Source organism: Prevotella sp. P5-92, assembly GCF_002251245.1.
GTDB lineage: Bacteria > Bacteroidota > Bacteroidia > Bacteroidales > Bacteroidaceae > Prevotella.
This window is the reverse complement of sequence record NZ_NPJG01000098.1, coordinates 108,675-122,678: the sequence shown is the minus strand read 5'-3', so window position 1 is coordinate 122,678 and position 14,004 is coordinate 108,675. Positions and strand designations below refer to the sequence as shown.

General features: G+C 43.9%; 11 protein-coding genes. 1 reads left to right on the top strand and 10 read right to left on the bottom strand.

Annotation, left to right across the window (positions count from 1 at the left end; all coding sequences use genetic code 11):
- Positions 1-49: 49 nt before the first annotated feature.
- Positions 50-1,966, bottom strand: a complete 1,917-nt coding sequence (locus CIK99_RS10225; protein WP_094381415.1) for a nucleoside-diphosphate sugar epimerase/dehydratase — start codon at positions 1,964-1,966, stop codon at positions 50-52.
- 34 nt (positions 1,967-2,000) lie between these two features.
- The gene (locus tag CIK99_RS10220; RefSeq protein ID WP_094381414.1) at positions 2,001-2,792 is read right to left on the bottom strand and encodes a glycosyltransferase family 2 protein; all 792 of its coding nucleotides are present in this window, start codon (positions 2,790-2,792) and stop codon (positions 2,001-2,003) included.
- A 211-nt stretch (positions 2,793-3,003) separates the two neighbouring features.
- Here CIK99_RS10220 and CIK99_RS10215 point away from each other — a divergent pair, with 211 nt between their 5' ends.
- Entirely contained in the window at positions 3,004-3,831 is an 828-nt protein-coding gene (locus tag CIK99_RS10215) for a family 16 glycosylhydrolase (RefSeq protein ID WP_158215966.1), read from the top strand.
- Positions 3,832-3,847: 16 nt separating this feature from the next.
- Here the strand turns inward: CIK99_RS10215 and CIK99_RS10210 are convergent, their stop codons facing one another.
- From CIK99_RS10210 to CIK99_RS10175, 8 genes are all read right to left on the bottom strand, one after another.
- A complete protein-coding gene (locus tag CIK99_RS10210) occupies positions 3,848-4,645 on the bottom strand; it encodes a glycosyltransferase (RefSeq protein WP_158215965.1) in 798 nt (265 codons plus the stop codon).
- A 20-nt stretch (positions 4,646-4,665) separates the two neighbouring features.
- The gene (locus CIK99_RS10205; protein ID WP_094381411.1) at positions 4,666-5,556 is read right to left on the bottom strand and encodes a glycosyltransferase family 2 protein; all 891 of its coding nucleotides are present in this window, start codon (positions 5,554-5,556) and stop codon (positions 4,666-4,668) included.
- A 3-nt stretch (positions 5,557-5,559) separates the two neighbouring features.
- A complete protein-coding gene (locus CIK99_RS10200) occupies positions 5,560-6,603 on the bottom strand; it encodes a glycosyltransferase family 2 protein (RefSeq protein WP_158215964.1) in 1,044 nt (347 codons plus the stop codon).
- Complete coding sequence (locus CIK99_RS10195) at positions 6,600-7,775, bottom strand: O-antigen ligase (RefSeq protein ID WP_094381409.1); 1,176 nt, start codon at positions 7,773-7,775, stop codon at positions 6,600-6,602. Before CIK99_RS10195 ends, CIK99_RS10200 begins: the two co-directional genes overlap by 4 nt.
- A 14-nt stretch (positions 7,776-7,789) precedes the next feature.
- Positions 7,790-8,644 carry an ATP-grasp fold amidoligase family protein gene (locus tag CIK99_RS10190; protein ID WP_094381439.1) on the bottom strand — a complete coding sequence of 285 codons (855 nt, stop codon included), beginning with the start codon at positions 8,642-8,644 and terminating at the stop codon, positions 7,790-7,792.
- Between the two features lie 71 nt (positions 8,645-8,715).
- Positions 8,716-10,167: a hypothetical protein gene (locus CIK99_RS10185; RefSeq protein WP_094381408.1), complete on the bottom strand. Its 1,452-nt coding sequence runs from the start codon at positions 10,165-10,167 to the stop codon at positions 8,716-8,718.
- 133 nt (positions 10,168-10,300) lie between these two features.
- On the bottom strand, positions 10,301-11,359 hold the full coding sequence (locus CIK99_RS10180) for a chain-length determining protein (RefSeq protein ID WP_094381407.1): 1,059 nt from the start codon (positions 11,357-11,359) through the stop codon (positions 10,301-10,303).
- A 5-nt stretch (positions 11,360-11,364) separates the two neighbouring features.
- Positions 11,365-13,935, bottom strand: a complete 2,571-nt coding sequence (locus CIK99_RS10175) for an SLBB domain-containing protein (RefSeq protein WP_371591018.1) — start codon at positions 13,933-13,935, stop codon at positions 11,365-11,367.
- Positions 13,936-14,004 lie beyond the last annotated feature (69 nt).

Here is a 14,004-nt window from a genome sequence, read left to right as displayed (position 1 = left end):
GAGTTCAACATATAAAGTAAAAGAGAATAATTGTTTAACCATTACTATCCTACTTCTTGTCTAAGACCTCAAACACCGAATTTTTGCTGATATATTCAGGCACGATCACCTTCATCATCCTTACAATATCGAGATCAGGGAGAGTGTCGCATTTCTCACCCATGTCGGTAATATGCCTGTTGACATTGTCGTAATCATACTCCTTTACCTTGGCAATCCTGATCTTGTTATGGAAAGAGGGTAGGGTGGTCTCTTCTGTGCTCAACACTTCCTCATATAACTTTTCACCAGGTCTCAGACCCGTGTATTTTATCTCAACGTCTTTGGCACCGCTGAGCTTGATCATTCTCTTTGCCAAGTCAGCAATCTTTACCGGTTCGCCCATATCGAAAACGAATATCTCGCCTCCATTGCCCTTTACTCCTGCTTCGAGCACCAAGCGACAAGCCTCGGGAATGAGCATGAAGAATCGGATGATGTCGGGGTGAGTCACCGTTACCGGTCCGCCTTTCTTTATCTGCTCGCGGAACAATGGTATTACCGAACCATTAGAGCCCAGCACATTACCGAATCTTGTGGTCACAAACTGGGTCTTTCCCGATATCTTACCATCTTTAATGGCTTTGTCAAGACTCTGCACGTAGATCTCGCATATGCGCTTGGAACATCCCATTACGTTAGTGGGATTGACCGCCTTGTCAGTAGAAATCATCACAAACTTTGCGGTACCGTATTTCACAGCAAGGTCGGCTATGATTTTTGTGCCGATGACATTGTTTCTGATACTTTCCGAAGGATTGTCTTCCATCATCGGCACATGCTTATATGCCGCGGCATGGAAGACATATTCAGGACGGTATTCGGCGAATATCCTTTCCATATTCTTCTGACCACATATGCTGGTCACGATAGTGTGACACTCTATGCCGGGCCATTTCTCGGTCATCATCAATCGGATGTCGTGCTGTGGCGTCTCAGCCTGGTCTATCAGTACGAGGCGCTTAGGTCTAAAGCTGGCAATCTGTCTTACCATCTCACTTCCTATGCTGCCAGCCGAGCCTGTGATAAGAATGGTCTTGTCGTTTAGATTCTTGGCAATGGCATCGATGTCAATCATTATCTGTTTTCTTGGCAGCAGTTCCTCCACATCCACCTGATGGGGCATGTTTCCGTTTTCGATTGGCGACACGCCATCCCACTCAAATTCCTCAGGCATCATAAAGAGCTTTATCCCATTGTCTGTGAGCAAGTCGATAAACTCTTGGTCGGCACAGAAGTCAACGGTAGAGACGGGAGACACAATTATGCCTTCAATATCATCCCTCTTCATGCGGTTGACAAGATCCTTATGAACGTTATACACAGGCAGGCCTACAAGATATTTATTTTTCTTATCTTCCAGAGGAGAGACAAAACCCTTCACGATGTATTTCGAAGGATGCTGGTTTCTCACGCTTTTCGCAATGCTTACGCTTTGTGACGTGGTGCCGTAGATATAAACATTTTTTGCATTGACATTGACGTCAACCACATCAAACAAGGTTTTCACAAGAACCCTGACCGCCCACATGGCCAAAGTACCGAAACAGAAAGCAAATAGCGTGATGCGCAAACCAGGGAAGATGATATTGTCATTGTCAATAAATAAGAGCCGAACCAACAAAACACAAACTGTACCGATGACATTCGCACATGCCAATTGGTAGAGATCTACAAACGAAGAGTATCTTATGACATTAGAATACGTATGCAATACCCGGAAGCCAATCATATAAAACAAAAGACAGAACAATATAGCCCCAACCTTTTCCCAAAAGTAATCGACTAACAACGTACCGCCGAGAAAACAATAATAGCCAAAGAGATAGAATGAGAGCAATATCAAGCAATCAGCAGCAAGGATGCACCAATAGGGCAACGCATTGCGGCTGAAATACCAGTTGATGAACTTATGAAATAATTGCATGGTTAATCTGTTTTAATGTTTATGACTATTTATATTATGTAGTAGCCAATTCTCTTACCGTCTTTACATAAAAGACTTTCTTATATATACTACCCAAGATATTGACGCCAACCATGATCCATGCCATTACAGGATTCATCTTGGCACCGACCCGGAAGAGAGGATAATGAGCCAAGACTTTCTTCCATGCAGAAGAAGGGGTAAGAGAACCTTTTCTATGTCTGTAATATGCCAATGGCATGTTCAGCAGATAACAAGGACATTTCCGAACTACGTCTAACCAGATGGCAGAATCATTATTACGCTCGATACTGGCAACCTGAACCAATCCTACAAACTCACGGTCGTAAATAACCGTAAGGCATCCTGGCCAACAGCAGCTATACATTCCAAAAACACCGACTTTCTCCATGCCACCGACGATGGTGTTCAACGAATTCCCCTCTTCGTCAATAACATAATACTTATGATAAGAGAAGTGGTATCCGTGGTCTGTCATGAATTTGATCTGGCTGTTAAGCTTATCAGGAAACCAAAGGTCGTCACTGTCCAAAAATGCAATCCATCGTCCTTTTGCCATACTCAGAGCCTTGTTTCTGCTCTCTGCTGCTCCAAGTCGCTTCGGGTTACGCATATACTTTATTCTTGCATCGTCTGCTATCATTTTACAAACGACACTTTCCGTAGCATCAGACGAGCAGTCATCAACAATGAGCAGCTCCCAATTCATATAAGTCTGTGCTTTAACAGACTTTATCGCCTCAACAATATATGCTTCACAATCGAATGTGGGCATAACTATCGAGACTAAATCTTGTTCAGTCATATATTCTTTTTATATATAAACGGACAGATGTGGAAAATATTGTACCTGATTTGATATAAATATCAATCAAAGTAGTTTTTATCCTTGTTTTCTTGCATATATAAATTAAACTTGCTATCTTTGCACACCAACATTGAAAAGACGTATGTTAGAAATACGTGACTGTCCTGTCAGAAATGACAAGACAGATATAAGAAGGAATAAGCAGATTATGAAAAAATACATTTACGGATTGACAATAGCCACATCATTGGTCATATTATCATTTTCCTTAAATGACAAACGGGAAGACGTAATAAAAGACAACAGCTACAGGTTGGTATTCGCCGATGAGTTCAACCTGCCTAACGGCTCGCAGCCCGACAGCACAAAGTGGAAACGCTGCTGCCGTAACCCAAGCAGGTGGGCACGATGGATATCCGACAGCAAGGATGTGGTATATATCAAGAATGGCAGACTCGTGTGTAGAGCCATACCGAACAAGAACTTGGAGACCGACACTGCCACGATGTTGACGGGAGCGGTGGAGACGATGGACTTGTTTGACTTTACCTATGGCAAGGTGGAGGTGAGAATGAGGACAAACGTCAAGAGCGGCAATTCACCCGCCGCGTGGATAAGAAATGACCCTAAGAAACACAAGTTATACTCTGAGATTGACATCATGGAATCGTTCGGCAAAAAGGAAGAGCTTTTCCATACCATTCACTCACAATACACAGTGAATACTCCAAAACATGGAGAGAAAAACCTTTTCAAGTCAGACATTAATGTCACGAAATGGCACATCTATGGTATTATATGGACTCCAACAGAAGTAATATGGACAATTGACGGGAAAGAGACTGGACGATATCACAAATCAGACGTCCCCGCTTTATTGGCAAAAGGCCAGTGGACATTCGATCAACCAATGTTCTTGCGTCTCAACCAAAGCCTATGTAACGGGAAGATTGGACAACTTCCCGATACAAAAGCTATATATACCACAGAGTTTGACTGGATAAGGGTGTATCAGAAAAATTGGCATAACAAATAATATTCGATCAGAATAGTCATCTTTTTGAAAAATACCCTTTCAAACTGTATTTTATAGTTTCTAATAAAGAAAGAGAGCCATCCTGTTTGTAAGATTTTCTACGGAATAATGGCCAGTAAAAAAGATAGATCATTCCTAACACATTACCCAAAATACGTCTATCTGTCCAACCTAAGTTTTCGAAGTAACGGGCATCGTATCCATGAAACCATTGACTATCAGCAGACATTAGCGTAGCAATAATGTCTGGATAATAAAGCATTTTTACTCTTTTTTTCCGCCAATCGAGCATAAACCTATTCTCCTCTCCACCTCCATTTCCAGTGCCAGAACCCATTTTTTCATCAAAAAGGATACCATGTTTGTTAGATAGATGACGTGAAAATGTTATCTGTATGGATGATGTTTTTAAGATTTGTATAAATCCCAAAGGCCTCTTCTCTTGTGGGTATTTTATAGGACGGTCATTTCTTACGACAGCAAAAACAATAAGACCTGCATCAGGATTCTCTGCATAAGCCTTCAATATTTTCTCTTCTCCATCATCAGGTAATACTTCATCGTCATCACAAATCTGGCAAATATCCCCCCAGGCATTACGTATCGCCATATTTCGGCTTTTGGATAATCCACGTTCCCTTGTACATATAAATTTTACATGACAAGTTCTGCCTTTTTTATTAACAAAGTCATATTCCTCAATGCTGTCATGGTCACACTGATTAACAACAACAACATCTGATTGTATATTGCTCCGTTTAATAATACTTGCATCTTTTTGATGCATACATGAAATAAGGATGTTAAAAGTCATATTTGTATTCTTAATATAAATCATTTGAGACGTTTAGTAATTTCTTTTCTGAATTCCTTCAACAAATTCATTTGCCTTTTATCTTTCTTTCCTAAGAATACAAGCACCATCTCGCGCAAAAGCAAAATGGTATTGTTTCTCAGTCTGTTCTTTATGGTTTTGCTTACATCATATCCTTTCTTCCTACTGTGCTCTATTGCCACATCAAGAAGTTTGGTTTCGTATGCAAGGTTAGGCTCACGTTTTTTTGTGAGATGTATATAATGTAATTTGGGATTATATATCATCTGTTTGAAACCATTCTTTCTCATTCTGTAATGTATGTCTTCTTCTTCTCCATACATGAATATGGTTTCGTCAAACAATCCAACTTGCTCGAACATCTCTTTTCTAATAAAGAAGCAAGAACCGGAAAAGTGCATATATCTAGGTAAATAATAATCATAGCGGTTGCCTATCGAGGTCATAATTGTCTGCAAGTAACCATTTACCGTGTATGCACAACAAAAGGAGTTACAGCTCATTTCTGTAGCAGATAACATCTGTTTCATACCATACATACAGAGGGAATTGTTTCTCTCAAATGCATCCAATGTTGTCTTGAATACTGGTTCCATCATACGAACGTCAGGGTTCATAATGAGGATGACTGGAGCAGTGGCCCTACGAATTCCCATATTGTTGCCTTGCCCATAACCACCATTGTGGGTATTTTTTACGAGCACGATGTCGTTGCCGTATAATGACCGTAGTTGTTCAAACATAGAGTCAGTATTTCTGCTATTATTATCAACAATAATAACTTCCAACTCATCAAATGGAATGTCTGACCATTGTTTGATGCTACTTATACAGTCAAAAATATCCTTTTCTGAATTATAAGTTACAATAATTATTGAAAGTCGTTTCATATATCAAAATATTGGCTTGATTCTTTTACTGATATTCTTTTTCCTTTTATCTAAATTAAATAAGTACAATGCCATTGGAATTTGGCGCGCCAACTTCTTCGGTAGAATCTTTTCCAGAAACAATGTGGAAAAAACTTGTAATGCCATAATAGTGCCATAAAAACGATTGTACTTTTTAACTATACGCACCATTTCCACGGCATATTGTTTGTTGATGCCATTTGAAAAAACCCTGTTGTACAATCTCAATACACCTTCGTATATAAATCTATCATATTTGTGTCCAAAACGCTCTTGATATGTTTTGAAAAATTTGACTGATGCATATAAGTTGCTTTTGAAATGCTCAGGAGTACAGATCTTGGCAGAAACGCTTCCTTGACTATGGCGTATGCGGTATCCATAGTCAGGTGCCACATAAGCATATTCATAGCGCAGTCCCGCCATAATGGCATGCACATTGTAGTCTGCATCTTGTAGCGACAGTAATTTAGTATCCCATAATAAATGAGCTTTTCTTAACGAATCAGCCCTATAAATATTTGACCACACAATAAATGGAAGTTCACGACGGGCAAATCCTTTCAAGTCATCATTATGAACGTTATAGCCAAATATATCTTCCGGAGCATGTGGCTCAAACACATCGTTGATATATACGGCCGACGGGAACACCATGAAATCGAGGTCTTGCCGCTTTTCTATCCACTCCACCCGGGTGCCGATACATGCCGGTGTGAGATAGTCGTCAGAATCCACAAACATCCAATACTGTCCTTGGGCATGAGCCATACCAAGGTTACGGCAGGTCTGTGCCCCCTTGGGCGTGGTTTCTCTCTTGATGATTTTCACCCTGCTGTCTGCCGTGTAATGTGACAGATATGCCAATGTCTCTTCAGACGAGCCGTCGTCGATGGCCAGCAACTCCCAGTCTTCAAAGGTGTTGGCCAGTATGCTGTCAATCATCTTGCCCACCAGTTCCTTGTTGTTGAAGAACGGCATGATCAGCGACACTATGGGCTGTCCGCTTTCCTTGGTTTCATTCATTGCTGTTTTGCACATGATGTTTTGAATTTCATGGTTGGATAATAATAGACGACATAGAACAGGCAGAAGACGAAGAAGAAGGGGAACACCTCCATGGTCATCATGAAGAACATGGTGCACAGTCCCAACAACAGCATATTGCCCATCTTGTCGTATCGCATACGTATTCTCCTGAGGATGATAATCAACATCAGCAGGAAAAGACTGATCAGTGTCAGGCCGCCATTGAGCAGCACATTATAGATAAAGTTGTGTGGGCCGATGGCAAACGAGTCCATTTCAGACAAGAACCATTCGCTATCCACAAAGCCGTAGCCGATGAATGGCGATTCGGCAAACTTGCGCCCTGCGGCATCCCACAGTTGGGTGCGGTGGGTGAATGTTACGTCTTTGCCCAGCACATCCTCGATGATATATACGGCCATCTCATTGTTGTGCAATCCTTCTCCACTGAACACCACCACCGTCTGGAACACCAGGTAGAATAGGAAGAAACCGATGCAGCATGCCTTTTGCAGCTTTTCTGATGGAATCATGCAGAACACAAGAAACAGGAGGATGCATGATAACGAGGTCATTGAGCCTACCATAGCCAGTGTGACCACTGAGACGATGGCCATGATGACGAAGTTGACCATCCATAGTTTGTGGAATTTCGTGCACAGCAACGACAGCACAAGGGCAAAGATCAGTCGGCCGCCTATCTGGTTGTAGTTGCCGCCAAGCAGATAACTGTCAAAGGCGTCTTTGGCTGCAAACATCCAGTCGGGGAAGATAATCATGATCAGCAGGTTGGCATACACGCAACAGGAAAGCACAAAGGCAAAGGTCTTGACCATCACCTCAGGCTTTTCCCAATAGTTGAGTATCATGATGAGCAATCCCACTTCTATGGAACGGTAGATGGCCAGTTTGACGTCTGTACCGTTCATCACGGTGAACCCGATGAGCAGTATCAGATAGATGATGGTGCAGGCGTCAAGATAATTGATGATGGGTTTTCTGAGCGTCATGACGGAGAGTATGGCAAAACTCAGCATACATACACCGAGCACAAGATAGGAAAGCAGTTGCAGAAAATGGAATGTAGTGAAGCTTATGCTGACATTTAGTACCAGGAATGTCAGCATATTCATTTGCAAGAGTGGCAGTTTCTTTAACTTCTCTATCATGCTTTGTTGCCTCCTTACTTGTTGAGTATAGTCAAGTCGCCAAGAATCCTAAGAAATTCCGGGGTATAGAAATCGTTGAATCCAGCTGCCGAGGAGAAGGTGAGTTCGCCGAAGTAGGGCTTGTCATCCACCTCGTATAAATCTACCCGCAGTTCGGGAAATCCTTTCGACAGCACAGCTGCGGCATGTAGCATCTGGTCTAATGATTTTGGCCTGGGCATGGGTTTGTCGGCCAATATGTAGTGTGGGGTGGATATGCTGTATTCTGGATGGAATTTCCAATCGAGGTCGTACAGGGCCACCTGCACCGAAGCATGTGTCCTATTGTAGCACGCCCAGATGTAGGCTGGCTTTCCGTCGAAAGACCATATCTTATAGTCGATGAGTGACGATGAGGGGATGGGTTGTTTCCGGCAGTCGAGCAGTTCTTCGGCGATGATGCATGGCTTGATGCGGTTGTAATGCGGTTCACCCATGCTGCGACCAAACTTCACCGCAAGCTGTGTCTTGAAGGCTGCTGTCCATGCAGCAGTGTCGATTTCGGCTTTGTCCTTACAGATGAACACTTCGCCGCTACCGTTGTTGGTCTTCATGATAAACTGCCGGGGAAGGGCATCCCAATTGATGTCTTCGGCATCATCCCAATGCCCATACAGTTTGACCAGCATATTGCCCAGCCCCATGCGTTCCACATGCTCTCTGACACGGAATTTGTCGGCCAAGGTGGTCCATGCCGTGGTGTCGGTGTTGAATTTGAGCCAGTTGATTTTTTCGTTGATGTCTTTGGGGTCATTCCAGTCAATTTTCCTGCCGAATCCTCTTTGGTATTGGATAGAAGCAAGGGTCTTCGGCGAAATGGTCCCAATCATCCTAAAGATATTTTTCTGTATGACGGGATAAGCGTTTCCTAATATGTTTTTGATCGTACTGTTCATTTCTTTCAACTTTTGTTCTTGATGATTCTAAGGGCGGTTTCTCTTTCCTGCTTGTCCATGGCTGTGGCCCATATACACACGAGGCCAGCCAGTGCCGACAGCATAACGGTGAGCAAGAACCTGAACCCCGACAAGGAATGGATGAAATGCGTGCAGAGATAGCTGGTGGCCAGAATGCACATGGTGGAGGGAATGAGTTTGGCAAACACTTGTCGGGCAAATTTCCTGATGGACAATCCTGCTGAATATTTCAGGAAGGGTAGGCGGGTGAGGGCACACACTCCCTCAACGATAACATAGCACCACATGGCGGCCGATAGTCCATATCCCTCATACAAGGCCAGATAGGCAATGGGCAATGTCATCACCTTGATGGTGTTGATGGTCAGCGAGTAATTGCGTATGTTGCCCGTGGCCTGGTTGGCAATGCCCAGACCGATGGTGGTTTGGTCGATGAGTGATGTGATGAGCACGAAACGGCATATTTCTGCTGTTGCCGATGGGGTCTTGCCAAGCCACAAGGTCAGGATAGACGAGATTTCGAAAGATACCGGGATGACGATAAGTGCCAGCAGCAGAAACGAGTATTTGCATGACTGTTGGGCAAGTGACAGCATGTGGCTGTGCTCGTTCTTGCCTTCAGCCTTGATGATTTGCGGACTCATGGCATTGAGAATGGCCTGTGATACAAACTGGATGGAGTTGAGCACTTGCGAGGCAATGCCGTATGCCGCATTGATGATGGTGCCGAAAAAACTGTTCAGCACAATGGCCATGCCCTGTGTGCGCCCGATGATGCAACCTGTGCTGTAGCATGTCCATCCGGCAAAGTCGAGGATCTTTATGATGGTTTGCTTGCTGATGTCCTTGCGTTGGGGCAGCAGGCATGTTTCGGGAAAATGTCTTTTGGCATAGAGCGAGAAAGCCAGCAGGTTGAACACCGAGATAGACAGCATCATCCAAGTGTAGGTGATGAGTTTGTCGGTATTGACATATAACAGCAGAATGGCCAATGTAAGTCGCAATACGCCGTCAAGGGTATCGATGATGGAAATGTATATGATGTTTTCCCTTGCTATGAAAAGTGCCCTGAAGGGGGCTGTTACCAGAGAGAGGAAGAGCATGAGAATGACAACGAAATACACATGCTGTGCTGAGGCCACGCGGTTGGCCTCTATCTCCAGTATGCCGTTGAACAGGATTGGCTCCAGGGCCATGAGTGCGATAACCAATACAATTCCCATCATCAGATGCACAAACATGCTGTTGGAGAATATGGCTTTGGTTTCAGCCTCTTGTCCTGCGCCATGGCTGAACGACAGGTGCCGTTGGGTGGTTACCACCAATGCGTTGGTGATGAATCCCAGCATGGCCACCGTGCTGCCGATGAGCGAGAAAATGCCAAAATCAGAGTTGCCCAAAGCCATGAGGATGTATCTTGTCGAGAAAAGAGACATGCCGATGCTTAAGATAGCTCTAATATGTTGGGCTAAAGTATTATAAACTATTCTTTTGTTTTTATCCATGATAATATTGAACAATACGTTGTCAATTTTCGGGCAAATGCTTTCCCAACTATCCATTGGGTTATTATTTTGAGGATAATATGAACTGCTTTAGATCATTCTTTAAAATAAAAAAGGATGTAACTAATGAAGCCAAAAACAACATACCGACAACAAATAGCATCCTCTTCGGACCTGTTGGCTTGATTGGCACGGCAGCTCCCTTTACCAGAGTGAAAGCCGGTGTGCGCTCCTGAACTTTTGCCTTGGCGGCTTGGTACTGAGCCATAAGCGTGGTATATGTATTGTATTTTAACTGCATGTCGTTTTCAAGGTCATTCTGCTTTGCCCTGAAACTTTCAAGCATCACGTCTGTGTTGGCATCGGCATAACTTCCATATATACGGCGGGCTTTTTCGTAATCTGTCTTTGCCTCATCTACGAGTTTTTTATAATGATGCTCATCGATGCGCGACTTATTGGTACGGTAGTTGGTGATGAATGTTTGAAGTCTTTCCTTTACAGAATCAGCCATTGTCTTGCTAATTAAAGCATCTTGGGCTTGTACACTTATAGAGATTACTGCTGTCTTTTTATCGACATTAATATTTATGTTCTTTCTGATAACACCGCAAATATCATCCTGTCTCTTAGTAAGATTGTATGGATTAATTTGTCCACTGTTCTTTTTTTTCTCTTTTGATTTAAAAAGATTTTTTACCCAACTTATACCATATGACCAAAAAGCCTTTTTCTGATGCTTTGCAAGATAATCATAATAGGCACAGTCAATTTCTCCATCCTGACTCTTAACTCTTATATCAAAAAGACCAACAACAAATCCGTTGTCATCCATCAAGTCGGGATAAAGCATTGGATTGATGGCATCGGTGGTCTCCATTGTTCCCAAATCAACACCAAATGACGAGGCCAACGAACCTAAGGTTCCACCGAGCCCTGAACTTCCTGCTATCTCTGGTGCGAGGCTAAGACTCGACGTATAGTATCTTGGTATGCACAATATGTATGCACACGACACCACGAATGTTATCGGCAGAACCTTGTAGAACAATTTCCGCCTTGACCATATCTTTTTGAAGACGACCCGCAGGTCTATCACTTCCATTTCTTTCTTCTCTTCCATAATTATTACTTAAGTATATTTGCTATGGTGGCTATCATGGCGGCTATGGAGGCGGTGCCGGAGATGAGCGATATGGACTCGGCTGCGGACATCTTTGACATCGACTTCTGAGGCACTACTATCTCACAACCTGGCTTTACCTTTACTCCGCGACCTGCCTTAGCTACGTCGCCGTTCATATAGATGATATAGGTGCGGCTCTTCTTTGCCTTGGAACTGCAGCCTCCGGCAAGGTCGATATAGTAGTTTACCCCTTTCCCTTCTTTGTATGCTACGGTATTGGGGTACATCACCTCACCGTTTATCTTCACCGTTCCGTTATATACAGGCACCGTCAACTTGTCGCCTTCACGAAGTACGATATCGGCATCAGATCCAGGATTAGCTAACGCCTTGTCAAGCTCAATGCCTACTGGATAGAATTCGGGTATGGCATTCTCGTCGTTGGCGGCCAACTGCTTTAGGTCGGATAATGACTTGCCAGACTTAATGGCTTGTGCCCTTAACTCATCTTCTCGTTGCTCGCGCTGAATCTTCATTATTTCTTGCACTCGCTTGCGTTCGATGTTTGTAAGACGTCGTTCTAGACGTGCTCCTTGTGGATATGCCATGTTGCTGAGTCCACCGGCTTTCTTAACCACCTCACTTATGCGTTCGTTTTTCTTCGAAAGGGTATAGGTGCCGGCAAACATCACTTCACCTTCCAACATAACATTTTGCTGCTTGTAGAAGCCTGGCGATCTACGTACGTATATCTCATCGTACGGCTTGAGCAAGAATCCTGGCTCGCCATCAATGACGAACCCGTCCTTAAGGGCAAATGTAAACGTGTGGGCAATGGTGTCAGAGGATTCCGTCTGACTCGGGTTGACAATACGACGTGCCACATCTACCTTCATGATGGAAGCCGTCTCTTTTAGACCGCCTGCTTGAAGCACAAGATCTTCAAGGGTGGAATTGTCGGCATACTTGTATATACCAGGATACATCACTTCACCATGTATGGTAAGTGTCATGTCTTCCTGGAGTTCTCTCTTGCTTGGGATGTATAGTACGTCTTCGTTACAAATGGGAATATCTGCCACACGTCCGCTCATGATGCCGTCAACATCTACCTGTATCACCTGGAGGGTGCGGTCGGATTTCATCCTGTGCATCACGGCATGGGCAGTGAAAGCATCTTCGGTCACTCCTTCGGCATGCTCTATGAGCGAACGTACTGAGTTTACCTCACCGCCCACCTGATACATGCCTGGACGAAATACGGCTCCACGGATCTCTACCATATTGGAGAAACGGGGGATGACGGAGTCAATGCTCACGCTGTCTTCATCTGCCATACGGAACGAACTGGTGTCAAACTCACCGACATTATATACGGAGTAGAGACTGCCAGACTTTCTTACCACGCGGATAGACTTGCGATAAGCGTCGCCAGTGAATCCTCCTGCATATTTCATTAGCGAGGCGAGGCTCTCGCTTTGCTTCATCTCGTAGTACATAGGGCGTTTGACCTTTCCAGTAATTTGTACAAGACACTCGTAGGGGCCTACAACGATGACGTCGCCTTCTGTCAAACGGATGTTACCTGTCATCTTGCCGTTGAGTATATAGTCATAGATATCGACAGTGGTGACTTGCCTGTTGTCGCGAAACACCTTGATGTTTCTCAATGTACCAATATCACTGGTTCCACCTGCCATGTACAAGGCATGAAATACCGTGGCAAAAGCTGATAGGGTATAGGTGCCTGGTGTGGCCACTTCACCCATCACATTCACAGAAATGGTCTTTGTCTGTCCAACGGTGAGTTTTATGCTTGAGCTTTTATATCGTGCTCCGAGTGTCGTCTTGAGCTTGCGGTTTGCCTGATCTACAGAGAGACCGGCGAGCTCTATTGGACCATACCCCTCGATGACAATGGTCCCATCAGGAGTTATGGTGCTTTCTACAGACTTCTGTGAAGCGCCATATATGTCAACAAAGACTTTGTCGCCAGGGCCGAGACGATAGTTCTGCGGCGTGGCTATATTCATGTTTGGCTCAAAATTGAGTTGCGGATTGTTGAAGATGTCGCGTCCGAAGACTTTCTTCTTGTTTTTTTGCATGATGCGCTCGTACATCTCTTGCTCAGCCAAAGAAGTGGAGTCGGGCATAAAAGAATTGAGTTCGCCCTGCATCATCATGTATTCGGCATCATTGCTGTCATAGGTGTGTTGCAACTGTCGTTCACCAGCAATTTGGTATTTAGACACTTGTTGTGGATTGACGGGCTTGGTCTGAACGTCATTAGCACGCATGCGGTCAGTATTACCTGTAATGTCCTTCGCGCCGAGCCCTTGTGCGCCTTTTTGTCTTTCAACCTTATCCCTTACCTTCCTGATCTGTTCGATAGTCACTCCACGTTGCATGAGTTTTGTCACGATCTGTGCCTGGGAGGTGCCTTTCTGTTGTTCGCTAATGACGAACGAGATGATTTGTTCGTCGGTCATAGATGATTGTGCGATGGCATTTCCTGCCATCGCCGCAATCATCGTTATTGTTAATATAAGTCTTTTTAATCTGTTTTTTTGCATAACGTTATGTTTTATATATATGTATAAACTGCCTTTTGCGACAATTATTGTACAAAGTTATGCAAAAAT

What these genes read in the sequence shown, in the direction of transcription:
- CIK99_RS10225 (WP_094381415.1), bottom strand. Translation starts at nt 1,966, where the DNA reads ATGCAATTATTTCATAAGTTCATCAACTGGTATTTCAGCCGCAATGCG.
- CIK99_RS10220 (WP_094381414.1), bottom strand. Translation starts at nt 2,792, where the DNA reads ATGACTGAACAAGATTTAGTCTCGATAGTTATGCCCACATTCGATTGT.
- CIK99_RS10215 (WP_158215966.1), top strand. Translation starts at nt 3,004, where the DNA reads ATGAAAAAATACATTTACGGATTGACAATAGCCACATCATTGGTCATA.
- CIK99_RS10210 (WP_158215965.1), bottom strand. Translation starts at nt 4,645, where the DNA reads ATGACTTTTAACATCCTTATTTCATGTATGCATCAAAAAGATGCAAGT.
- CIK99_RS10205 (WP_094381411.1), bottom strand. Translation starts at nt 5,556, where the DNA reads ATGAAACGACTTTCAATAATTATTGTAACTTATAATTCAGAAAAGGAT.
- CIK99_RS10200 (WP_158215964.1), bottom strand. Translation starts at nt 6,603, where the DNA reads ATGAATGAAACCAAGGAAAGCGGACAGCCCATAGTGTCGCTGATCATG.
- CIK99_RS10195 (WP_094381409.1), bottom strand. Translation starts at nt 7,775, where the DNA reads ATGATAGAGAAGTTAAAGAAACTGCCACTCTTGCAAATGAATATGCTG.
- CIK99_RS10190 (WP_094381439.1), bottom strand. Translation starts at nt 8,644, where the DNA reads ATGATTGGGACCATTTCGCCGAAGACCCTTGCTTCTATCCAATACCAA.
- CIK99_RS10185 (WP_094381408.1), bottom strand. Translation starts at nt 10,167, where the DNA reads ATGTCTCTTTTCTCGACAAGATACATCCTCATGGCTTTGGGCAACTCT.
- CIK99_RS10180 (WP_094381407.1), bottom strand. Translation starts at nt 11,359, where the DNA reads ATGGAAGAGAAGAAAGAAATGGAAGTGATAGACCTGCGGGTCGTCTTC.
- CIK99_RS10175 (WP_371591018.1), bottom strand. Translation starts at nt 13,935, where the DNA reads ATGCAAAAAAACAGATTAAAAAGACTTATATTAACAATAACGATGATT.